Source organism: Nitrospira sp. Ecomares 2.1 (assembly GCF_965152585.1).
In genome coordinates this window covers 4258313-4282144 of the sequence record NZ_OZ224219.1, presented here as the reverse complement: position 1 = coordinate 4282144, position 23832 = coordinate 4258313, and the positions used below count along the sequence as shown (strand labels likewise).

The 23832-nt window shown below is 48.4% G+C and carries 20 protein-coding genes and 2 tRNA genes; 4 read left to right on the top strand and 18 right to left on the bottom strand.

All coding sequences use genetic code 11. The annotated features are described in order from the left end of the window. The first annotated feature begins 32 nt into the window (after positions 1–32). The 3 genes from ACWHYD_RS18955 (at position 33) to ACWHYD_RS18945 (ending at position 3886) form a co-directional block, all read left to right on the top strand. Positions 33–932 carry a hypothetical protein gene (locus ACWHYD_RS18955; protein ID WP_447963571.1) on the top strand — a complete coding sequence of 300 codons (900 nt, stop codon included), beginning with the start codon at positions 33–35 and terminating at the stop codon, positions 930–932. 111 nt (positions 933–1043) lie between these two features. After that, a complete protein-coding gene (gene glgP / locus ACWHYD_RS18950; protein WP_447963570.1) occupies positions 1044–3200 on the top strand; it encodes an alpha-glucan family phosphorylase in 2157 nt (718 codons plus the stop codon). Between the two features lie 260 nt (positions 3201–3460). Next, entirely contained in the window at positions 3461–3886 is a 426-nt protein-coding gene (locus ACWHYD_RS18945) for a hypothetical protein (protein ID WP_447963569.1), read from the top strand. 207 nt (positions 3887–4093) lie between these two features. Here the strand turns inward: ACWHYD_RS18945 and ACWHYD_RS18940 are convergent, their stop codons facing one another. The 17 genes from ACWHYD_RS18940 to ACWHYD_RS18860 form a co-directional block, all read right to left on the bottom strand. Beyond that, complete coding sequence (locus ACWHYD_RS18940; protein ID WP_447963568.1) at positions 4094–4966, bottom strand: HEAT repeat domain-containing protein; 873 nt, start codon at positions 4964–4966, stop codon at positions 4094–4096. A gap of 44 nt (positions 4967–5010) precedes the next feature. Further along, complete coding sequence (locus tag ACWHYD_RS18935) at positions 5011–5214, bottom strand: hypothetical protein (protein WP_447963567.1); 204 nt, start codon at positions 5212–5214, stop codon at positions 5011–5013. Between the two features lie 201 nt (positions 5215–5415). After that, positions 5416–5877 (bottom strand): c-type cytochrome, encoded by a 462-nt coding sequence (locus ACWHYD_RS18930; RefSeq protein ID WP_447963566.1) that lies wholly within the window; start codon positions 5875–5877, stop codon positions 5416–5418. Positions 5878–6294: 417 nt separating this feature from the next. Continuing rightward, positions 6295–7167, bottom strand: a complete 873-nt coding sequence (locus tag ACWHYD_RS18925; RefSeq protein WP_447963565.1) for a helix-turn-helix domain-containing protein — start codon at positions 7165–7167, stop codon at positions 6295–6297. 99 nt (positions 7168–7266) lie between these two features. Next, positions 7267–8181: a PfkB family carbohydrate kinase gene (locus ACWHYD_RS18920; protein ID WP_447963564.1), complete on the bottom strand. Its 915-nt coding sequence runs from the start codon at positions 8179–8181 to the stop codon at positions 7267–7269. 5 nt (positions 8182–8186) lie between these two features. Continuing rightward, a complete protein-coding gene (gene mtnP / locus ACWHYD_RS18915) occupies positions 8187–9107 on the bottom strand; it encodes an S-methyl-5'-thioadenosine phosphorylase (RefSeq protein WP_447963563.1) in 921 nt (306 codons plus the stop codon). Positions 9108–9256: 149 nt separating this feature from the next. Beyond that, a complete protein-coding gene (gene miaA, locus ACWHYD_RS18910; RefSeq protein ID WP_447963562.1) occupies positions 9257–10282 on the bottom strand; it encodes a tRNA (adenosine(37)-N6)-dimethylallyltransferase MiaA in 1026 nt (341 codons plus the stop codon). A gap of 20 nt (positions 10283–10302) precedes the next feature. Next, positions 10303–12096: a DNA mismatch repair endonuclease MutL gene (mutL, locus tag ACWHYD_RS18905; protein ID WP_447963561.1), complete on the bottom strand. Its 1794-nt coding sequence runs from the start codon at positions 12094–12096 to the stop codon at positions 10303–10305. A gap of 58 nt (positions 12097–12154) precedes the next feature. Further along, on the bottom strand, positions 12155–13051 hold the full coding sequence (gene ybgF / locus ACWHYD_RS18900) for a tol-pal system protein YbgF (protein ID WP_447963560.1): 897 nt from the start codon (positions 13049–13051) through the stop codon (positions 12155–12157). 163 nt (positions 13052–13214) lie between these two features. Then, a complete protein-coding gene (locus tag ACWHYD_RS18895; protein ID WP_447963559.1) occupies positions 13215–14993 on the bottom strand; it encodes a hypothetical protein in 1779 nt (592 codons plus the stop codon). A gap of 50 nt (positions 14994–15043) precedes the next feature. Beyond that, positions 15044–16000: an OmpA family protein gene (locus ACWHYD_RS18890; RefSeq protein ID WP_447963558.1), complete on the bottom strand. Its 957-nt coding sequence runs from the start codon at positions 15998–16000 to the stop codon at positions 15044–15046. A 44-nt stretch (positions 16001–16044) separates the two neighbouring features. Continuing rightward, positions 16045–17403, bottom strand: coding sequence for a hypothetical protein (locus ACWHYD_RS18885; protein WP_447963557.1), 1359 nt, complete (start codon positions 17401–17403; stop codon positions 16045–16047). A gap of 20 nt (positions 17404–17423) precedes the next feature. Then, positions 17424–18794, bottom strand: coding sequence for a TonB family protein (locus ACWHYD_RS18880; RefSeq protein WP_447963556.1), 1371 nt, complete (start codon positions 18792–18794; stop codon positions 17424–17426). Positions 18795–18925: 131 nt separating this feature from the next. Then, positions 18926–19366 (bottom strand): biopolymer transporter ExbD, encoded by a 441-nt coding sequence (locus ACWHYD_RS18875; RefSeq protein ID WP_447963555.1) that lies wholly within the window; start codon positions 19364–19366, stop codon positions 18926–18928. Further along, positions 19363–19974: a MotA/TolQ/ExbB proton channel family protein gene (locus ACWHYD_RS18870; protein WP_447963554.1), complete on the bottom strand. Its 612-nt coding sequence runs from the start codon at positions 19972–19974 to the stop codon at positions 19363–19365. Before ACWHYD_RS18870 ends, ACWHYD_RS18875 begins: the two co-directional genes overlap by 4 nt. 193 nt (positions 19975–20167) lie before the next feature. After that, a tRNA-Asp gene (locus ACWHYD_RS18865) sits at positions 20168–20246 on the bottom strand. Positions 20247–20369: 123 nt separating this feature from the next. Next, a tRNA-Val gene (locus tag ACWHYD_RS18860) sits at positions 20370–20445 on the bottom strand. 181 nt (positions 20446–20626) lie between these two features. Between ACWHYD_RS18860 and ACWHYD_RS18855 the strand changes: the two genes are divergently transcribed. Further along, entirely contained in the window at positions 20627–21436 is an 810-nt protein-coding gene (locus tag ACWHYD_RS18855) for a tetratricopeptide repeat protein (RefSeq protein WP_447963553.1), read from the top strand. Positions 21437–21467: 31 nt separating this feature from the next. On the opposite strand, the gene ACWHYD_RS18850 is transcribed toward ACWHYD_RS18855, so the two are convergent. Beyond that, on the bottom strand, positions 21468–23420 hold the full coding sequence (locus tag ACWHYD_RS18850) for a LysM peptidoglycan-binding domain-containing protein (protein ID WP_447963552.1): 1953 nt from the start codon (positions 23418–23420) through the stop codon (positions 21468–21470). Positions 23421–23832: the final 412 nt, after the last annotated feature.

Sequence of the window (23832 nt, the reverse complement as noted above, 5' to 3'; positions counted from 1 at the left end):
CAGTTATACTTTACTCAATTAGGGAGTTGAACATGGCCAAACAATCTGCGGAAAATTACGAGAATGTGCTGAAGGATCTTGCTCATACGATGATGAGCGTGGCTCGGGAATCGGTCGGTCTGATCAAGCGGTCCGACCAAAAGCTAGCCATGAAGCTGCAGCGGAAGCAGGAGTGGGAGATTTATTTAGAATTCCTGCGCATGCTGTTTAATCTTGTGGATCGGCTGTCTGGGTTTTATATTCCGATTCAGGCCCAGAAGGAATTTATGAATAGTTTGGAAGATTCCGTGGCCCACCAATTAAAAACCGTCCTGGCCCCCTCTTTGAGTTCGAGTGAAGTGGACGATATGGAGGTGACGCTGTCTGTTGGGCAGGTGGTAGCCGATAGTCGGAAAACCTATGAAAAATTTAAGTTTGTCGTCACAGACCAATCCAAAGAGCGGGATCAATATTTCCAGTTTTTTTCGGAACGAATTGCCTCTAAAGCCGGAGCCCCGGGCAAACAGGAAATTACCGCTGCGGCATTTTTGTGTGGAAGCGCGGTCGTGCCGGCTCTCAAAAGCTTATTCGAAGATGCGACTCAACCCAAAGTAGAACCGGCAACGTCTGCGGTTTCCCCGGCGGTGAAGGAAGGGGCCGGTTCATCGGCGGTGGCTCAAGAAGGCAGCTCTTCAACGAAATCAGGCGCCACGGATACGGCTGGCAAGAACCTAATTAAATTGATCAGCGTGGTGTCTCGCGCACAGGGGGAAGAAGTTGAATCCTGGTGGGGGCTCCATCCACAGTTTCGCCGCGACCTTCCAGAGGATGAGGCCAAGGAATTGGCCAAGCACATGAATCGGGCGACCCGGATCGTGGGCGAGCGGTTTGCGGTTGTGGCTTCCTTGGCGCAATCGGAGACGAATCCAAATCAACCTGTTGGGAATGCCTAACCCTTTCTAACTGACTCTTCTGAGTGTTCTCTTTTACCACTTCAACATGTGTTCATGGTTGGTGAAGATCCTTCACCATTGGATGATGTCATCTTTTTGTGAGTGTACCCTATGAATCAATCAACTCGTTTGTTGACGGAAGAATTTCGCAACCTTTCTGAGTTAGCTCATAATGTCTGGTGGAGTTGGTCTCCTGAAGGCCGGGCTGTATTTTCTTATATTGATCCCACGCTCTGGCGCCTGACGTATCACGATCCTATTAAACAGTTGCAGAAGATTGCCCCTGATCGGTTGGATGTTCTCGGGCAAGATGTGGTGTTTCTTTCCCTGTATCGCGAGGCGATGAAGGCGTTTCATGCTTATATGGAGACCAAGGACCACTGGTTTGGACGAACGTATCCCCAGTGGCAGGATCGCACCATTGCCTATTTTTCGGCAGAATTTGGATTGCATCGTTCGGTTCCCCTGTATAGCGGGGGACTAGGGATTCTGGCTGGTGACCATCTCAAAGAGGCCAGTGACCTGGGAGTTCCGTTGGTGGCTGTCGGGTTTATGTATAGCCAGGCCTATTTTCGGCAGGTTGTGGATACCAACGGTTGGCAGGAAGCGGTGTATGATTCCGTCGATCCGATGATGATGCCGATTGAGTTGGCGCGGACGCCGGCCGGGGATTTGGCAAAGATTCAAGTCCAACTGGGTACCCGAATGGTCGCGTGTGTAATCTGGCAAATCCAAGTGGGCCGGGTTTCGCTTTATCTTTTGGATACAGATACACCGGAAAATTCACCAGAGGACCGTCATCTGACTGCTCGACTTTATGGAGGGGATCATCGCACACGGCTTTGTCAGGAGTTGTTGTTGGGCATCGGCGGTGTACGGGCTCTTCGTGCGGTGGGCCATGATCCCAATGTGTGGCATGCCAATGAAGGACATCCGGCTTTTTTTCTGGTTGAACGGATGCGGGAACTACTTCAACAAGGGCTGTCCTGGTCGGAGGCGGCCGATCAGATTCGTCAGAGTACCGTTTTCACAACCCACACGCCTGTCCCTGCCGGGCACGATGTCTTTTCGGGGGACCTCATTCGCGAACATTGTCATTGGTGGTGGGAAGAGTTAGGCCTCACACAGGAAAATTTCATGGCGTTGGGTCGTCATCCGGAATTATCACCTGATCAATTCCATATGACCACATTGCCTATTCGTCTAGCCTCATTCATTAATGGCGTGAGCAAGGAACATGAATTGGTCTCAAAAAAAATGTTTCACATTCTGTGGCCGGAACGGCCGCTGCAGGAGGTGCCCATCCACAGCGTCACCAACGGGGTGCATGTTCCCACGTGGATTGCTCAGGAAATGGATGTGTTGTATCAAAAATATCTGGGATCTGACTGGCGGGAACGGTGTGACGATCCCAACATGTGGCAGAGGATGAAGGAGGTGCCGGATGAGGAGATATGGGAGGTCCGGAAATTTCTGAAACGAAAGCTGATGAGTTTTATCCGTCAGCGCGCCAGGATGGGATGGATGGATGGGACGATGGAGCCTATCCAGGTGTTGGCGAGCGGGGCGTTTCTTGAGCCGCATGCGTTGACTCTGGGATTTGCGCGACGGTTTGCGACCTACAAACGGGCCACGCTGTTGTTTTCAGACCTGGAGCGGCTGAAACAGATTCTGTTGAATCCGTGGCGGCCTGTTCAAATTGTTTTCGCCGGAAAATCTCATCCGGCCGACCAGGCAGGGCGCGAACTTATCCATCGTATTTATCAATTTGCCAAAGCGCATCATCTGGGCGGCCAAATTGCGTTTGTCGAAGATTACGACATGCATGTGGCAAAATTTTTGGTGCAAGGGGTCGATGTCTGGCTCAATAATCCTCGCCCGCCGTTAGAGGCGAGCGGGACAAGCGGCCAGAAAGCCGCCTTAAATGGCGTGCCCAATTTGAGCGTGTTAGATGGGTGGTGGAAAGAAGGCTATGATGGCAGTAACGGCTGGGCAGTGCCTCTCCCTGAATCGCCACTTGGCGATTGGGCCCAGGATGACCTGGATATGGTCGGCCTCTACACCCTACTTGAAAACGATGTAATCCCGTTGTTTTACGACCGTGGTGTTGATGGCATTCCACATGGGTGGTGCACTGTTGTTAAAAACTCAATTCGGACATCGGCTCCACGGTTCAGTGCTCGCCGCATGCTCAAAGAATACGTGAAGCGTGCGTATACCCCGCTGTTTTCCGAGGCAGGGAATGCACGAGACGAAAAACTGGCCTGAATCTCTCGGCGTGGTCTGAAAATTTGTGTCTGATGCGTGATAGGCGATTTGTTGCGCAGAAGTTCATGGACACCCGTATCACAGTTGTACCTTCTGCAATGCAGTGATACCATCCGCTTACGTATGGTGCACCATTCCCTTTCTCATCGTTATCTCGTCGATCGATATGATTTTTTCTTCCAGTCTAATTTATGGAGTGAAATAGGTTTGAGGTCCATTCAACAAAGAGCGAGAATCATTCTGAGCCGGCGGGGTCCACTATGAAAGTTTTACGGATATTGATTCTGCTGGGTATTGTATTTGGATTGGGCTATTACACGGGGCAAAAACCGGATGAGGTGAAGCAACGATTGCGTGATTTGTCAGGGCAGGTTTTGGAGAACACGATTGGATTTGATCAGAAGACCCATTTGCAGCGACAAATGTTGGCGGCAAAAGACGGCTTTTTGGAAGGCCGAGCGTATCTCTTGGATCATCAATTCAAAGAAGCTTCAGTTGAGTTCGAACGTGCACTTCACCATTTAGATCAAGCGGTTGAGTTGGACCCTCAAGGCCCCATGGCTCAAAAAATCAAAATTGTTAAACAGAAAATTCGAGAGGCTCAACAAAGTCTGGCTCAAGGGCATAGTCTTCCTCCTCATTCGTTGGATGATCTTCGTCAGGAGATGCAATCTGTTATGCCTTGACGAAACCTACCTATAGCAACTGCCAGTTGCGTTCCTTGTTTTTTCTCGTCCCATCTTGTCAGAATTATTTAATTCCAGGTTATTACTTGATGGGAACCTTAAATGGAATTTAAGAAACAGGGTGGGTTTTCCTCATAAAAAGCCCCCTCCATCGTCCAGGCGATGGAGGGGGCTGGTATGTTCACAATAAGGACTGGAAAGTCAGGCTTAAGCCGTAACGGCCTGCTTTTTCCATTCTGCCAACATGTGTTCGATTCGTAAGCGAACCACCAAGTCGGGGTCTTTGGCTAAAAGTTTAATCGCCTCTCGGCCACGAGGATCTCCGATTTTTTCTAGCGCGGCTGCTGACGAAAGCCGGATGAACCAGTCAGGGTCTTGCAATCCTTCCATTAATAAATCAACACTACTGGAATCCCTGATCTCTCCTAGAGCCAGAATGGCCTGTTTCCTAATAACTTCATCTTGATTCTTCAGGCATTCGAGTAATCGTCCAACAGCCGGTTGTCCAAGTTCTGCGAGCGCCCAAGTCGCATCGTCCTTAAACTCATCATTGTGGAGCATCGAAATTAACGGATCAAGGACTCGTTCATCGTTAATTTTCCCCAACGCTTTAATCACTGATTTCCGGGCATCGTAGTCTCGTATATAGCGGAGCAGAAGGTCCACGGCCGGTGAACCAATCATGGCAATGGCTTCAACTGCGGCGTCTCGAACCTGCCAATCTCCATCTCGAAGGCATCGAACCAGAGGTTCGATGCAGCGTTCATCACCCATTTCGCCCAGGGTAGTCACTGCTTCGCGTCGGACGACCCATTCTGGATCGTTCAAAAGATCGATCTGAATATCGATTTCATCTTTGACCTGTTCTTCGACCAACTCTTCTTCTTGTTCTGTTTCTTCTTCGGTTTCCTCAGCAGAGGCAACGATGTCTGTGGTTTCTTCATCTGCGTCCGCCGTGAAAGCTTCTGAGACTTCATCCACCAGCTCGTCTTCAGGCAGGGTTGTCTTGCCTTCCAACGATACAAACTCCTCCGTTTTATCTGAAAACGCATCATCCATATTTTTTTGGTCGTCCCGCATGCCTCAATTCCTCCAAATTCTCTTCAGGGTCAATCTGCAGAACCTTAGGCCTCTGCCACGACTTTCTTTGATTTCCGCTGTTCCTCGCGCCGTTTGGCTGTTCGGACCTTCCGTTGCACTCTTCGTAAACGTTTTCGTAATGATCGGATGGTTGAATCTCCCTCAGGATTGTCGCTACTGGCTAGGGATTTCGTGACCTTGGTTTTTAGAGACGTTGCGTCTTCCTGAAGTGATCGTCGTTTGGCCATATGAACATGCTCTCCTTACTCTAGAAATTTTATTGACGAAAAGTGATTTGGGTGGCCTTCTACCTGGTTGAGTCTAGTCAAGGAATTTGAATGGTGTCAACGGGGAAACGCTATACTTGGCAGGGACTAAGGTGTTTTTCATAAAAAACCCCCGCTGAGCTAAGCTCAGCGGGGGTTTTTCGTACAAATAGGAAATATCAATTAATCTTTGCAGAAGCTTCTTTCGTATGCAATGACCTTCCAGGCTTCTTCTTCGCTGATGGTGGCTGGGACTAAAGGCACCATGCCTGTGCCAGGGCTACCGTTCTTGATGACCCACATGAGTTCGCCATCTTTCCGTTTCTTGTGAAATTTGCAATTGGTGAAGTCACGAGGCCCTGGGGTCAAGACGGCTCCTGCCGGCCCTTGGCCATTGCCTTCTTTGCCGTGGCAATTAATGCATGTCCCTTTTCCCTCATACAAGGCTTTGCCTTCCGCCACGATTTCAGGCGAAGCATCTTCGGCCTTGGAATATAAGTCTGTTTTGTCTTTTTTGGCTGCAGAGCGTTGATCAGCCGGAACCCGGGAAGGAATTGGATCTTTCTCTGGTCCGGCAATGGCTAAACCAGTGGTCAAAAACATGGCGGCGGTTAAAGTTCCAAGCACTTTCATCGAAAACGTCATGTAAGCCTCCTAAGGTTAAACAGAGTTGATGAGACCGTAAAAAAACATGGGGATGGCATTATCGCTTCCCCTTTTTTTCCTCTTTTTGAATTTGTGTTGTTTGAGCAGAGCCTTAAACTAAATCACATTCAAAAGGACACCCTTAACCCACTCAAACTTTTTCATCATATCAATGAGTTTTTTAGCCTGTCAAGAAGTTGAAAAAGAGTTGATGTTGTGTCCTGTAGAATTTTTCCAATGTGGGCTAAGTGGGCTGCTTTCACTGGAGATTTTGAGAAGGGGGTGTGGAAGGGGATGGGCAGGCCTAAGGCTTTTCAAGCTTTGTTCAGATAGGGATGGTGCATCATAATTTATGAAAATTTTGAAGGGCGGGAGGATGGACGATTGTGTGGGGCTATAGTCCGTCGTGTTGTGACGTCAGGGCTTCAAATGAATGTCCCGGACCACCTGACCTGGCTTTCCAAATGGACCTTGTAATTCTCCATTAAGGCGGACGATCACACCGGCCGCATTCCCTAACGTGAGCAAGTATTGTTTATCCGCCTTCCAGGTGCTTTTTTGTCCAGGTTGTAATAAGGCTTCATGCGGGGCCTGATCGTCCGACTGCACCACCACCCAGGTCAGTTGTGTGGCTTCGATTTCTAGGACCAGCGTTCCATCGATCCCGGTGGCCTTTTCGGGAACAGGGGAAACAGGCAAGGTCGGTCCCGGTCGAGGTTCAGCGGGTAGCTGTGAAGGTATGATATCAGGTGGGGGAGGAGAAGTGAGCTGGATCTCGGTGTCGAAGGGGGATTCCGATGAAACGCTGTCGGGTAACTCTTCAATATGGGGGGTGGGATCGAGTATTTCTTTATCCTGCATTCCACTGATTGGTTCAGGAGTTTCGGATTCAGGTGGGAGTGGAACGGTTTCCTGCTGCCAGGGTAGGAGATAAAAGAGGACTCCACCGATGGCCAGAAAAAGAATGACAACAAGGTTCCAATTGAATCGCTTGCGATGGGCTGCTTGCAATGTGACCTGGATGTGTTGCTGCTCCTCTTGGGTGCGATCATAGAAATCGCTGGAGGTGGTTAGGAATAGCTGAAGGGCATTATCTTCATCTAGGCCCAACGAACGGGCATACGACCGTACGAACCCTTTGACGAATACTTTGGCCGGTAGGCTTGCGAAGTCCTCTTCCTCAAGTGCTTGAAGATGGCGCTGTTGAATGCGAGTTTTGGAAGCGATCTGTTCCAACGATAAACGTTGTCGTTCCCGGGTCTGTCGGAATAATCCACCAAGAGTTTCCATGGCGTTATCCTGAATGAGATAAGCCTTTCCTGTATTCATTGGATTGTGATGTGAAGGCACACATCATGTAAATGGTGTGCATACCGAAAGTCTTCAGGTCTATGACAAATCTTCGAAATGCGTTAAATGTTTAAAGGAAGAAAATCGTTTATCAATGTCTTCACGGGTTAGATGTCTGAGGCGGTCCAGACTGAATTCCTCCACATTAAATGAGGCCATGACGCTTCCAAAAATGATGGCCTGTCGAAGCCCGGCTTGCGAGTAATTTTCCGTAGCAGAAAGGTAGCCCATGAAGCCGCCGGCAAAGGTGTCGCCGGCGCCGGTTGGATCTTTGACCGCTTCCAGTGGATAGGCTGGAGCACCAAAAATTTCCTGCTGATGAAACATCAAGACTCCATATTCTCCGCGTTTAATAATGAGGGTTTTGGGTCCACGCGATAAGATCCGTTTCGCCACTTGTACGAGGTTTGCGTCATCGCCCAAAGCACGGGCTTCCCCGTCATTAATAACGAGGATATCGATATGTTCGAGGACTTTCCATAACGCTTCCCTTTTCCCCTCAATCCAAAAGTTCATGGTGTCGCAGGCCACGATTGATGGCCGCTTCACTTGATTCAGGACATCCAGTTGTAATTCTGGATCAATGTTACCCAGAAACAACGCGGATGGCGTGGTATAGCTGGCCGGAATTTTCGGCCGGAACGTTTCTAGAACATTGAGGTGTGTTTCCAGGGTTTGAGCTTCGTTGAGTTGATAGGAATATTCTCCTCGCCAGCGAAAGGTTTTTCCGGGTCGTTTTTCTAATCCGTCCAGATTGATGCCTCGACTACGCAGGAAATCGAGATGTTCCTTTGGGAAGTCTTCGCCAACGACGGCAATCAGATTCACGTCCGTGAAAAAACTGGCCGAAGTGGAAAAATACGTGGCGGATCCTCCCAGCACATCTGAGGCTTCACCAAACGGCGTTCGTACAGAATCAAAGGCGACGGATCCTACTACTAATAAATTACCCATAATGATTAGGACCTTTTCTTGGAGTGTAAGGTGGTCGATAGTAAATGACGCCGTAACAGAAGCTGATACCGCTTTTTCAAGGTCGGACCCATTTGTTTAAGCGGGGTGATGACGGCGTGTTCTAATGCGGTCTGACACGAGCAAGGCCCTAGGTCTTTTGCGAGATCGAGTGCTTGCCGAAGGACGAGTTTTGCGGTTTCGACATTTTGATGCATGATGGATAAGATGGCTCCAACGGACACGGCTTCTTCTGTCTCATGCCAGCAATCATAATCCGTGACCAGCGCAAGGGTGGCATAGCACAGTTCGGCTTCACGAGCCAATTTGGCTTCCGGAATATTTGTCATACCAATAACATCCACACCCCATTGCCGGTAGAGAAAAGATTCCGCCCGACTGGAGAATTGTGGCCCTTCAATGCAGAGGTACGTACCAGGACGGTGCACCGTCACGGAGACTCCTTCGCTGGCCTTTTCTAGCACATTCGACAAGGTCCCACACAGGGGATCAGCGAAGGCGACATGGGCGACGATGCCCTGGTCGAAAAACGTATTGTCACGTTGAGTGGTCCGGTCAATGAATTGATCAGGCAGGACAAAATCCCCCGGTTGAATGGACTCCTTCATGCTTCCCACCGCACTGATGGAAAATACCCGCGTTACACCCAGGGCTTTTAGGGCATGAATATTCGCGCGATAATTTATGGCGGAAGGGAGAGTGCGGTGTCCTCGACCGTGGCGAGCCAAAAAGGCGACGCGTATGCCATGAAAGGTTCCCAGAATTATGGCGTCCGAAGGTTTCCCAAACGGGGTTGCCATCCGGACTTCTTTGAGGTTGGTGAATCCGTCCATTTCATAGAGTCCGCTGCCTCCAATTATCCCGATTTGAGCCCGTTGGGTAGGGGAGGATGGGCGTTTAATATTCATTCACTCGTTCTCCGCCATGTGAGTAGGTCTCTAAAAGGGAAGGGCATGTGGTTTCAATCGTATGCTGATTGGAGGTCGAACTAGTGAGGAGTTTTTCTGTCCCAAAAGAGTGAAGTTTTCCGAATTGTATCATGAACTGCCCTGTATGGTTAACCTGACGATTGGGTGGATTTTAAATCGGGCGTTGGTTCCGCAGGAAATGGTAACCGTGCAAAGGTATAGAGAAACTGATTGATATGATCCACGATTTTGGTGGCCGCTCGGTGTGGGTTGTCTGAACCTTCCAATGTGATCCACTGGATGCAGGATTCCTTCTGAAACCACGTCATTTGTCGTTTGGCGAAGTGACGGGTATCCCGTTTTAATAATCGCACAGCTTCTTCATAAGAATAGTCACCGGCTAAGTATCCTGAAAACTGTCGATAGCCGAGCCCTTTCATGGAGCCGAGATCTCGAGAAAATCCTTGATTCATGAGGGATTGGGTTTCTTCCACCAGGCCTTTCTGAATTTCCCAGTCAACGCGTGTTTCTATTCGCTGATACAGGGTCTGGCGTTCCATGGTGAGCCCGATCAATAAATATGGATATGGAGCGTCGTCAAACCGGTGTTGCTGCTGAATGACCGATAGCGGTGTGCCGAGAATGCGATACACTTCAAGGGCGCGTTGGACCTTCGGCTGGTCATTGGGATGTAGCCGTTGTGCGAGTTCGGGGTCCACCTGTTGAAGCTTTTTATAAAGAAAAGCCGGTCCCTGAGCCTTGGCTTCCTGGGCTAATTCACTCCGAATAATCCAATTGGCCGGTGGACCTGGGCAAAGACCTCGTAAGAGGGCTCGGATATAGAGTCCGGTGCCTCCGATGACAAGGGGCAGGAGACCTAGGTGATGCAGGCGAGCAATGTCTTGGGTCGCGTGATGCCGGAAGTCGCCCGCGTTAAAGGATTGATCTGGATCGACGAGATCAATTAAGCGATGAGGAATATTTTGCTGTTCTGCTAATGAGGGTTTATCGGTACCAATGTCCATTCCACGGTAGACCTGTCGGGAGTCTGCAGTTAAAATTTCCGTGTGGAGAATTTTGGCGACTTCAATCCCGATGCGGCTTTTCCCGATTGCGGTTGGTCCCACAATAGCGACGATGGGTTTCCATGCTGTGATGATGTCGGTCTGTTTCATGAACAATCAGAGAGTGAGCCTTACTTCAATGGGCGGGCAAATATGGTGTGCAATTCTTCCAAGGAATGCTTAATGGCCACTCGCCTCCCATGAGGACAGGTCATCGGAAAGCTTTCTTGTGCCCAGTCCTGTAAAAGGATGGTGATTTCCGCCTGGGTCATGGGGCGTCCGGCTTGCACGGCACTTTGACAGGCCATGGTGGCCAGAATGGGTTTAATCGTGTTGTCCAGCGCATCTGTGGATTGCCACTCCGAGAGTTCATCCAGTAATTCCAGGATCAGGGAACCAACTGATATATTTCCTAACATGGCTGGAATGGCTCGCACAACATAAGATGTGGTTCCAAATCGTTCCACATCCAAACCTGCTTGAGCCAGAAAAGGTAGCCATTCTTCCAATAACTCTCCCTGGTGGGGAAGAAGTTCAACCGGCTCAGGGATGAGCAAGCTTTGTTGGAGAATTTCTTTTTTCTTCCATGACCGAAGCAGTCTCTCAAAGCGTACTCGTTCATGGGCCGTGTGTTGGTCGACAATGAATAAATCCTGATCGATTTGACCAAGAAGATAGGTGTGATGAATTTGCCCGAGAGAATGCACCTCACATGGTTGCTCCCTACTCCCATAGACCGATGGCGGCTCCTGGACAAAAAGAGAAAGAGGGTAAGGTCGATTGGTGCCCGTACGAGGGAATTCGGACCCATGCTGGAATGAAGCCGGCGCGACGTTCATTGATCCGGGTGTTGTTCTGGGTAAATGAGGAGTAACTGGGGCAGGGGTTTCCTTGTGCTCATGGGATATGATGTCGGGTGAGGGTTGCGAGAAAAAGAGAGCTTTAATGCCACGGAGAACCCCCATATGTACGAACTCTGGATGGGAGAAGCGAACCTCCCGTTTAGTCGGGTGGACATTGATATCGATTGACTGGGGATCAAGATGGATGAATACGATATATTGTGGGTGTTTCCCTCTTGGTAAAAAGGATCCGTAGGCTTCATGCACAGCATGGGAAATAGTCGTATTTTTTATAGGGCGGCCATTAACAAAAATTTCCTGTGGCGCACGAGACGTTCGTGCATGGTGAGGACTGACAGTAAACCCTGTGAGTTGAAATGAACCGGCGTTATAGGTGACGGGGAGAAAGCGTTCAAGGAAGTCCGGTCCGTAGATCTGTAATAATCGGTCTTGCAGTGAGGATACAGCAGGATACTCCAGCACCGTATGATTCTGGTGGCGTAATCGAAAGTGGATCCCTGGGTGCACGGCTGCCGCCTGTTGGACGACATAACAAATTTTAGAAAATTCGGTGGGAACAGTCTTGAGAAATTTCAGTCGCCCTGGAGTATTAAAGAAAAGATCACGTACCTCCACTTGAGTGCCCAGCGGGCCGGTATAGTCGCAAACCTCCCATGCTACTCCCCCCATTGACTGGGTCTGCGTACCCAGGGGGCTTTCGGGGGAAACCGTCTTTAAGAAAAAACGGGAAACGGAGGCGATGCTGGGAAGGGCTTCTCCCCGGAAACCCATTGTCAGGAGTGTTAAGAGATCTTCTTCGGACCGGAGTTTGCTTGTTGCAAAGCGTTGACAGGCCAGTTGAGCATCCATTCGCGTCATTCCTGCCCCATTATCCATGACGCGAATGACCCGTCGACCACCTTCTTCAACCTCAACGGTGATCAACGTGCTGCCGGCATCCAGACTGTTATCGATAAGTTCTTTCACCACGGAGGCGGGTCGTTCAACCACTTCTCCTGCGGCAATACGACACGACACGCTATCTGGAAGAATGTGAACTTTTCCAGTTACGGTCGAAGACATGGGATTCAAAGCACAAGGTATTGAGTGTGAAAAATAGATTGCGAAGGCTTGCAGAGGATCAAGACAGCCCGGATTTTTTTAATTGCTCTTTCGCTTGGGTGGATTCTGGTGAATCGGGGTAATCCTGGATGATAGAGTTCCACAGTTCCTGAGCTTTTGATCGTTGGTCGATCTCAAGCATTATTTGTCCGAGCTTATATAACGCGTGGCTCCGGTATTTGCTGCTAGGATAGCGGCTGATGACTTGTTCCAGGGCCTGCTTGGCAGCGTCATAGTGTTTTTGCACGTAGAACGTTTCCCCAAGGTAGTAATAGGCTTGAGGGGTTAAGGTGGTCGACGGATAATTTGTGACAAATCGTTTGAATTCTACCGAGGCCCGGTCATAATTTCCGTTGAGAAAAACCTTATAGGCTGACCGAAAAGCCGACGCCTCATTTTCCGCCCCCGCACGCTCTTCAGGGGATGCAGGTAATCCCGTCTGGGCTTCCTTCGGATTTGACGCAGGGTTTGCAGGGTTAGGAGTCGTGGATTCCGGGGATTCCGATACAGATCGAGGTTGATGAATCACATTGTCTATGCGGCTTTCCAGAGCCTTTACCCGAATGGACAGGTCTTGGTCACGGCGTTGAGTAGTGGAACGGGTTTGTTCAATTTGTTCTCGGAGCAGAGCACTGGTCCGTTCCAGCTTTTCTAAAAGGTGGCGAGTATCCAGGCTGGCCTCTTCCTCCGTTTTAATGAGTTCTCCCACTAAGAAATCATGTTCATCCAATTGCGATTCAACCGTTTCCATTCGGTCGATTATTTGTTTTTCCTGCTTGTGGGACGCTTCCTGTTGAACCATGAGTGTTTGGACCTGTTTTTGGATGTCCGTTAGATTGGGCTCTGTTGCGCAACCCCATCCGCCCGTGAGGGATAACCCTATAAAAATGGCCGTTTTGGAAAATGTGTGAGTCATGAAATACCGGCCTCGGCTACAAAAGATGTGGTATTAGGGAACCTAATTAACCTTCAACTTGTATCTTATCTTATCAATTGCCAGGGCGTTAAGACAAAGGGGACATATGACGGTATAGAGATATACTCGGCCTTTCCTTGAGAATATTAAGTAATGGTGAAGCCTATTTTTGCGGTTTGGGGCTTTGCAGGCGATTTACCCTCTGGACCAATTGACCCAGTCGATCCTCATGCTGGTCCACTCGCTCACCCAATTTGGTTCCAATGGTATTAATCACATCACGCAATTTATTGACGGTTTCTGTTAACTGATTGAGGTGGGTCAGATTGGTTTGCGAGGTATCGGCAGTCCCTTGGACCTGTTGGAAAGAGGTCATGGCCCGATTCAGCCGCTGTTCTTGGTTTTCAATACGAGCATTCAGCTTTGTACTGACATTTTCCAATGCTTGGGCGACTGATTGGATTCCGCTGTTGACTTCTTGGAGGTGGGTATTGGTCATCTGGGTGTCAGAGTCGATTTTCCCCACCAGCCCGGATTGATGGGTTTCCAGATCTTTTAATCGTGAACCAATGTGGTCGGCCGTCTGGTTGAGTTGATCTACAAGCTGGTTGACCGTCTGCAACTGTTGTTTTTGGTCCTGGACGTCTCGTTTCAACTGTTGGAATTGTTGAACGGACTGATTGAGTACTTGTCCCGCCTCTTCTTGTTTGGCCAGGCGGCTGGAGAGTGATTGCCTGGTTTGGTCAAGAGCTTGGGTAATGGAGTTGAGGCTGGCATTTACCTCGACCAGATGAGCCGATGTTTTTTGGGTATTGGATTGGAGTTGCTCGGTCAATGCGGTTTGGTGTGATTCAACCGTATTCATGCGTTCCGAAAGTCGTCCCGCTTGTTGAATAATTTCATCTCCGCGTTTCCCAAGTAAACTCCCCATGACTTCCTGGGCTTCCCGAAGCTTGAGAACTGATTGGGAAAGATCTTGTACGTGAGAAGCATCCGCTTGTACGTGTGTCCCCAAGGCTTCCATGTCTTTTTGTAGGGAATCAATTTGCGCAAGCTTGGGGGCTTGCTGGGTATTAATTTCGGCAACTAGCTGGGCCATGGCTGCATTCACATCCTGTTCCAGATAGGTCCGAAGGGCTTGGGTGTCGGCGGCGAGTTTGTCCTGAAGGATTGTGACCTGATTTTCCAACTGAGTGACTTGTCTTGATTGTTCATCAAGTCTGGCACTGAGCAACTCTCCCGATTTCTCTATTCCTCCTTGAACCTGTAGTATCGAACCGGACAGTTTTTCTGTTCGAGATTGCACGACTCCGAGGTCTTGTCGTTGTCCTGATAAATCTGTTTGGACCTGTCCAATTGTTGTTCCGAGGCTTGTCAGTGTGTCTTTAAATTGGGAAAGGGAATTCTGAAATTCGCCCATGTTCGTGGTTAATGCCTGATTGTTTTCATCAACCTGTTGGGCAAGGGTCGTGTTGTGGGTTTTGACCGTTTGCAGGTCTTCCCCCTGTGCCTGAATCGTTGATTGAATCGATTGGACATCAGATTTTAATGTGTCTGTTTGGTTCGTATAGTCCTTTTTGAGATCTTGGAGACTTTTTTCAGTTTCTTCCAATTTTCCGTATAAACTCGCCACATCTTTCTCTTGGAGGAGCGTGGCTTTTTGATTAATAGAAGCCAGATTGCCGCGAGTTTTTTGCGCTTCCTCATTCATCTTGATCAGTTGTGCCTTAGTTTCATCAACTTGTAAGCCAAGGGCCTTTTTTTCATCTTTGATCTTAGCAATTTGTAGTTCTAAGTCTTTTTGAATTCGGGCAAGGTCAGCTTGTTGAGCCACGCAGCCTGTGGCCAATAAACTAGAGACCCCACATACCACTATCCACTTGAGAGGGAAAGATGATGGCAACTGTCTTGAAACATTTCGCAAGGTCAGCCCTATATTCACTCTGGAATTATTCCTCCATGTTTTCCGAAAACTCTTCGATTGAAGGATTCCTAATTTTGAACTAGCAAATGTCCCCGTCGGTTCAATTGGTAGCATACTTCTGTGGTGTCCTGGCAAAATGGCTTGTCTTTCCCATAGGAAATGACCGTCAATCGTGAAGGATCAACACCCAATTGAGAGAGAAAATCCCGAACGGCCATGGCTCGTTTTTTCCCAAGCACCATGTTATAGGCCTGCGTCCCACGTTGATCGGAATGTCCTTCAATAATTAAAAGTGATGAGGAATCGTTGGTGAGCCAGGCCATGTCCCGTTCGAGAGAATCCTTAGCTTCCTCGGTGAGAGCCCAACTATCAAATTGAAAAAAGACATCCTCTAAACCAGCAGATATGGTGGCCAATTCTTCCTCTTGAATTTTATCCAACTGCTCTCGAATGATCTCTGACGGTTCAGCTTTCGCTACTTGAAGTGTTTCTGGAATTGGTTCCGTGTCTTTTGGCAGATTTGAGAGATCATTTTGGAATTCCGTCTGGGAGGTGAAGGGCGACGTCCCTGATTGGTCTTGATCTGAACCGTTCATGCCTGAAGAACTTGATTGAGTTGAGATGTCATTTCCATCATTAAATGGGGTCAATGGACCGGCACTACTACTTGTATCAATTTCAGAATCTTTCTCGGGAGCGATCCCCGCTTGAGAGTTCTGCTTGAACCATTGATCCATATGGTTGGGGTCGTAGCCAAAATTAAGAGGGTCAACCGGAGCAATTGGTTGAACGGCATCTGCCCGAACTTCCTCGGTGGAAGCGCCTTGCCCTGGCAGGGAAGATTCATCAATTGAGGTTCCTGCTACCTTTGCTGAATCGCCGTCTAATTCTGATGTCTCAGTCTCTTCGCCAGGGGAACCGGAGGCGGTGGAAACGTGGATTCGTTTTTCCCCACATCCCGACATACTGACGAGTGAAAGACCGATAATGCCAATTAGTGAAATCACGCGAATGGCTGGGCGCATAAAACGACTCCTTTTTTGAACTATCACGGTGGTTGTTTCGTAAATTATGGTTGAAATGGCGACCAAGAGGGAGAGCTGAGATGTTCTCCTGCCGAGGAAATTTTCTCCAATCCGGCTCCCTCACTAGTGATGATGTATAATTGACTTTCCCCCCTTCGAATCGAACTAAAGACAATATGGCGTCCATTTGGAGCCCAGGAAGGAGAATCATCAATACTTTGTCCGTTGGTGATTTGTTTCCGTTGTTCCCCATTCGGACTGATGCGGCATAATTTAAATCCCTCACTTGGCACCCGGCACACATAGACGATCCAATCTCCCTTTGGAGACCATGCTGGCGCCGCGTTGTAATCTCCATCAAAGGTTAAGCGACGGACGTTCAAGCCCTCGGCATCCATGATGTAAATTTGGGGGCGGCCTCCCCGATCTGAAGTGAAGGCCAGATGTCGCCCGTCTGGAGACCATGACGGGGACAAATCTGCGCTATTGTGCGAGGTTAACTGCTTCACGCTTCTACTGTCCAATTCTATCTGATATAGATCCGAGTTGCCATCTTGGGCAGCGGAGTAGGCAATAGATTTTCCATTAGGAGCAAAGGAGGCCGTAATGTTCAAGCTGGCTGGCGAAACCAAAATTTCCTCCCGACCGGTAGCCAATTCCCTTTTCATAATGAGTTGTTTGCGATCACGATATGCGGTGTAAATAAGCGATTTCCGGTCCGGGGCCCAGGTAGGCATGAGGTTTAAATACCCGTCAGCCGTGACCTGTTGCGGATCATACCCATCGTAATCCATGACAAAAAGCTCTCGTCCATTCTCTTTTTGACCTACAAATGCGATTTTCGTCCTGGCAATACCCTGCTCGCCGGTATATCGATAGACCAGTTCGTCTGCCCACCGATGGGCCATCAAGCGAGTGAGGGTTTCTGTCGTTTTGAGGGAAAAGTACCGTTTCCCGGTCAATACCTCCTGTTGTCCCGGATCAAATGCGCAGGCATCCAGGATAAGTCCCTGGACTCCGTTTGAAGTCCCTCCTACTCCTATTCTTCCCCACGTAGAGACCGTCACTTTTTGGAAGTGCGGTGCCAAATTTGATGAGAGACTCATACATTTATTGTCAGAAAAATCTCCTTTGGCAGGAGGTAATTCAGCAATTGAAAATATTTGTGAGCGTTTGAGATCCGCTTTAAGGACGGATGGGACCTGAGTCTCAATGTCTTCTGAGAGACCGGTATCCCGTTGGACAGGGGAGAATCCCATTACCCAAATAGGGATTTTTTGGAATTCTGAACGTGTGGCTTTGAGATCCGCTTCCTCTCCATGAAGAAAGGTTGGGGATACGGCAATTACAGAAAAGGCAAGCAGAGCCAGGATGGCATACGGAGGTTTGAGTGCATTTTTCATAATATAGCTGGTGTCCTTAACTAATCCTTTTGATCCGTTTTGATAAATTGAAAACGCACATCCAGGAAAGCATCAGAAATATCAGGTGGAAATGGGGGTAAGGGATTGACCGCATTTACCGCCCGTTGAGCGGCGGAATCGTAATATCCATTTCCTGAACCTTTATCAATGCGAATCTGGGAAATTTCTCCAGTTCTAAAAATACGGAATTTGAGCACCACTAACGGAGCATTTGCAACGAGTGGGGTTCTTCTCCACTGATCCTGAATGAGGTCCTGGATCATTCCATAATAATGATTTGTTCCCGCAGAAGACTGAGCCGCAGTATTCCTGGAATTTGAAGTGGGTTGCACTTCCAGGAGTTGGAGGCGATTTTTAATCGATTCAACCGGCGTGACGTCGGGAATGGATAATTTTGCAATTCGTTGATCCATTTCTGACTGCACCGGTTGGGTTTGTGCTGAAGAAGAGGACCCAGACTCTTGAGGGGGTGGTGAGGCTGGAGACAGTTTCAAGTTGGGGGCTTTAGCTTCTTCTAGTAATTGCTTCATCATATCTGACATTTTCTCACGTTGGGGAGGTTTTTCCAGTGGTGGGGATGGAGCAATTTGGGCTAATTGCGGTGCGGAGAGTCCAGGGGTGAAAGGTTTTTCTTGTTGCGGCGTGGAGGCTTTGGTCTGTTTTTTGATTTTTCGAGTCGGTGCCAGCGTCGGTATGGTCGGGAGGGTTCGCTTGAGCGATTCCTCGATATTACTGGGTGGAGAAGCGTCTTTGGGCTGTCTTTCCTTTTCGGACATCTTAAACGGGGTCACCGAACTCAATTCCGGTAGCACAGGAGCGAGTTTGACAGTTGGCTCAATTTTAGGAGGCTGAGGTTGGGATACCGAATCTTGAGGCTCCGGAGGAACAGGTGTTGGGGGTGTAGCCTGTTTGGGTGATGGCGTTGCGTTAGGCTTAGGAGCGACTAACGGTTGTGAAGAATGTAAGCGTTCCGGACGCGAAATTTGTGGAGCAATAGGGGGCATTCGAAGATTTTCAAATAACGGGGACTGGTCGTTCAAGGGAGGTTGTTCGGTTGGAGGAGATGGTGCCGGAGTGGCCATTTCTTGTTTGTGGGGCACTACGATCGAGCCAACCGCCCCTTCCAAAAATTCCGATAATCGTTCGGAGGGTGTTGGAACTGGCAAAGGAGGAAGGGCGGCTTCTTTGGGTTCGGTCTTTATTGGTTCTGCTTTTGTTGGCTGAGATTTTTGTTGAGAAGGCGCCGGGGGAGAAGATTTTTTTTGGCTTGAATCCGGAGCCTGCTCCTCCGGTAAAGAAATAAGATTTACCTCGATGGCTCTGAAAGGCTCCTCGACTGTGGATTGAAATCGTAAGAACAGGGCCATCATGATGACGAGGGCATGCAGAAAAACTGAGGTAACGAGTCCCCAACGGAATGAGGAGCTTTCTTGTGAAACATCAGCAGCGAGCCCAAGGGAAATTAGACTTGGGGATTCAGCATGTCCCATTGGTCAAACGCTTAGCGGGAAATCCCGATGGTATCGTCCTCAATTATTGTTTCAATTTTGGGGCCGGTAATCATTCCAAGACGTTCAATTTTGGCCCCTTTGACTTCATCCATGACCTGCACCACTGTTCCATAGGGAACTGTTTGATCCGCTCGCAGATACACCGAAATTAAGGGATTTAAGATTTTGGCTTCTTGAAGTTTGGCTCGTAAATTGACCAAGCTAATAGTGTCGTTACCGAGGGATAAGGTGTGATCTCGCTGAATCGTCACAATCAGGCGTTCTTCCGCTTGTATATTGTTGGAAGATGTTGTTGGGAGATTAATGTCTAAGCCACGATGTAGCATCGGGGCGGTAACCATGAAAATGACCAAGAGAACTAAGACGACATCGACGAGAGGAATGACGTTGATTTCTGAGAGAAATTGTCGAGGCCTTGATCCAGTGGTCATCGGGTCACTTCCACTTCAAAGGCTTTTTCAGATTCTTCAATCGTATTGAGAAATTCAATGGTAAATGCCTCAACTCTGAAGGACATTTTTCGAATTCTAGAGAGAAAATAGTTGTAGGCCATCACGGCAGGAATTGCGGCAAAGAGCCCGGCAGCAGTGGCCACGAGTGCTTCAGAGACTCCAGGAGCAACTGCGGCAATGCTTGCTGAACCTTGAATGCCGATTTCATGAAAGGCATTGATAATGCCCAAAACTGTCCCTAGAAGACCGACAAACGGAGTCAGATTTCCTGTGGTCGCCAAAAAAGGCAAATAGGCTTCCTGTTGGCTGATTTGGTTCTGGATGATGTATTGAGCGACCTTTTCCAAGTACTGTCGGTTAGGGGAGCGCTCTGCGGGTTTTGCCTCCAGGGGTGGCCTCGAGGTGAAGAGATCAGAGGATTCGGGCAAGCGGTCGGTTATGCCCAAATAAACTACCGAGCTTGGGCTATAGGTTAATGTTTGAGCCTGACTTCTTAAGGTATGCTGGTCGATGGGATTCTGTTCGTACAATTGGAGGAACTGTGATTCATCTTGGTGAATGCGGCTAAACCGCCTGAATCTGTTCACAATGATTCCCCAGGAAATCACGGAAAAAATTGACAGGATGAAAAGAATGACAATGGATAGCAGGCCCAGGGACCCAAAGAACTCGGAAGGATTGGCAGCAAAGGTCATATAGTTGTATTTCGACCTCCTCTAGGCTGGTCAGATGCTAAACAGGGGATATTGATATAGAAATAAACCACTGAGAGATGAGGTATGGCGGGGCCGACGGGATTTGAACCCGCGACCTCCAGATTGACAATCTGGCGTCCTAAACCTAGCTGAACGACGGCCCCGAATTTTTTTTTGATCTTGGGCAAATAGCCCACGCATTCATTCAAAGAGGAAATGGAGTCGATGAAGAATTTCGTAATATATCAGATCAAGAATACCATAAGCCAAAATAATATTTTTATATTTGGTAGGCGGAACAGGGATCGAACCTGCGACATCTGCCGTGTAAAGGCAGCGCTCTGCCAGCTGAGCTATCCGCCTAAAAATTAAAACGCTACAATTCGTCCATTATAACAGGGAGTTAGGCCTTGTCAACTCAAATGAAATAGTGTGGAATACTGTTTGACATGAACAGGACACGTGGGTATAAGGCAGCACACCCAAATTCTGAATGCGAGAAAAAAATATTTGGTCGTCCTAGTGACGAGAGGGAAAAGTAATTATGGGATATAAAATTAAAGACCTTTCTAATAAATCTCCTATGGTGGAGCAAGCTCAGTTTCTATCGAGTAAAGAACGGTTTTTGTTTTTTGTGGAGGAGAATCGGGCTCTGGTATGGGGAGGAATTTTTCTTGTTCTGGCTGTGATCGTGGCGATTGTGACGATGGGTTGGCTCAATCAAACTAATCAAGAGCATGCATGGGAACTAGAAGGTCAGGCGCAAACGATCTATTTGGATCGTCCACTAGATGATGTCAAAAAGGGACAAGAGAATATTCAAAAAGCTTCAAGCCTGTTCAAGGACATCCTTGAGCAATTTCCTGGGACGCCCAGCGCCGGAGTCTCCTCATTTTTATTAGGCAACAGTATGATGGAGGAGAAAAATTATCAAGGGGCGATAGAGGTGTATACTTCGTGGATCAAAGAGTATGGGCAAGATCATATTTTCGTCGGATTAGTCCAGCAGCGATTGGGGTTTGCCTATTTACTTAATGGCGATCGAGAGTCCGCCCTAAAGGCATTTGATGCCGTGCTGGCCGATCCTCATTCGTTAAATAAAGACCAAGTCGTTTTTGAGCTGGCGAAGATTGCAGAGGCTGATGAAAATACTGCTGAAGCGGTTGGGCAGTATAAAAAGGTTATCCAGGAATTTCCTTTATCTCCGTTTGCGTCGGAAGCTGCCCTCCGGGTGAAAGTGTTGGCACCGGAAGAAGCTAAAGATTCTCCTTCCTCGGAAACGGGTGAACTGGACGGGATTGAGAAGAGCAGTCCTGAAGCCCCACAGGTTCAGGATAAAGGAGAGGGGAAATAGTATTAGTTAAGTGGCTCACCCAATAGGTGGGTTATTGGCTCACCATCAACATGTGGCCAGCCTGAATAATGCTGGAAGAGAGATTATTGAGCGCTCGCAAATCGTTCACGCTCATTCTGAATTGTTGGGCAATCGTCCATAAACTATCTCCACGCCTGACCTTATACCATTTAGAGTCGTTTTTGTTCGACGGGCTGACCGAAGGATTTCCTTTTACCCGCAACCGGTCACCTGGATGAATGATGTGGCTGGAGATATTGTTCATCCGCATCAGTGCATTCACGGATTGTCGAAACCGAGTCGCAATGCTTCCAAGGGAATCCCCGGACCTGACGCGATACCAGGTGGTTTCAGAATCAGCGTAATCGTCATCAACTTCTCCACGAACCCGGAGTTTGGTTCCTACTCGTATGATATTGCTCCGCAAATTATTCATGTCTTTCAGTTGACTAACTTTCATTCTATATCGTTTAGCTACTACCGATAAACTCTCTCCTCTTCTGACTGTATGCCATTCCGTTGGGGGAGGAGGAGGTTGGCTCCAGACGGTGAGTGTCGGATGCAGTTCTTCGACCAATGAAGCCATGCCGAGGGGTACTTTCAGGTAGTAGCCTGGACCCGTAAGACTGGGCACGATGCTTCGTCGAAGTTCCGGGTTGAGTCGTCGGAGTTCCTCAACCGGAATTCCTGTTTGTTGTGTAACGGCTGAAAGATGCACGCGTTTCGTAATCAGGACTTCCTCAAATTCATGGCGATCGCCGTCAGGAGTACTAAATCCATAGGCCGTTGGATTTTGTGCGATAAGGGTCGCCGCAATAAAGCGAGGCACATAGTCTTTGGTTTCCCGTCTTATGTGCCGTGTCTGTCGAATTTTCCAAAAATCACGGGTTCCTGTTTTTTTGATGGCCCGTGAAATCTTTCCACTTCCTGCATTGTACGCTCCGAGGGCGAGAGGCCAAGAGCCAAACTGGTCATATAAATCACGAAGATGATGAGCGGCGGCTACTGTGGATTTAATAGGATCCCGCCGTTCATCCAAATACCAGTCGACGTCAAGGCCATACACACGACCGGTCGCTTTCATAAATTGCCAGGGGCCTGAGGCACGGGATCGAGAAAATGCACGAGGGTTGAACCCACTTTCGACGAGTGAAAGATACATGAGTTCCGGTGGGAGGCCTAGTTCATGAAAAACGGGTTCCACAAGGTCTCGATAATGATGAAAGCGATCCAGATAGGATTGAAATCGATCATGAATCCCATACTGAAAATATTCAAGATTTTTCTCTACCGAATCGTTCAGTACAAGGGGAATGGTTCCATATGCCCCTGGTTTTCTCAGCGGGGTGGATTCCCATGCTTGGTCAAACGCCTTGGCGAATCGGGCTAGGACAATCTGCGACCGTTGCTCAGATGAGTCAGCAGGGTAAAAACGTAATTTGGTAGAGGAGTTGATTGAGAACCCAGTTTGAGCGTTTAGGGCTTCAAGTGTGTTTTCACCAGACAAAAAGATCCGCTGGTCTTCTGAAGTGTTAGGTTCCTGGGAAACATCAACGGATGAGGGAGTTATGTATTTTCCGGTATCCGATGATTGCTGTGAGGGTGTTTGAGCCAGATCATCTACAGAAGACGGGTTCGAGGGGTCTTCGGAAGATAACCCTGTCATACCTGGAGTTGGTTTCTCAGTTTGATCTATCAGAATAGATGATTGCTGATTGTTTTGAATGGTGCTATTCGGAGACGTTTGGGTCTCAATTGAGGTGCTTTGGTGGGGGTGGCTATGTGCAATAGCATAATTAAACGTCATTTCCTCTGTGGAGTCATTTGAAGGGGTGAACGAGGGTTCGCCAAGAGAGGATTGTGGGCAAAGAGCCAACGTGATCAAAATGACACTTGAGCCAAAGAGGAGATTGCTGGCAATGGCAGCCGGTCGCAGAGAAACGGAGGAACGTTGAACCTGTAAGGTTTTATCTAAGTGATTCATTTTATAAGGCATTTCGGCAAATCTGTGCACAACTTAATAGGCTACCCTCGCAAGAAAAGTTTGTCAAACATATTTATGTATTTTTGATCTTTTCCATAGGTAGAACTAAATTGCACAAACCAAACCAAAAGTTAAGTGTATGAAATAAAGAAAAATATGATGGGAGGGAGGATGCGAGTGGTGTTTTTAGTCCAGTTATTAGGCAAAAATGTCACCGATGAGGATTCCAAGGTATGAGGATATCGGCGAGAGATAGGATGGCGCCTTCTCAGATCCTGGAAAGGAGAAACCCTGCAAGGCTTTGCGAATAGGTTCAACGGATTGGGGCTGCTCATTGCAAAATTCTCAGATGAAGGTCTGTGGTCCTTCAAATCGTTCACTGGTCGGAGTAAGCCTCTTAAATATTCCAGGA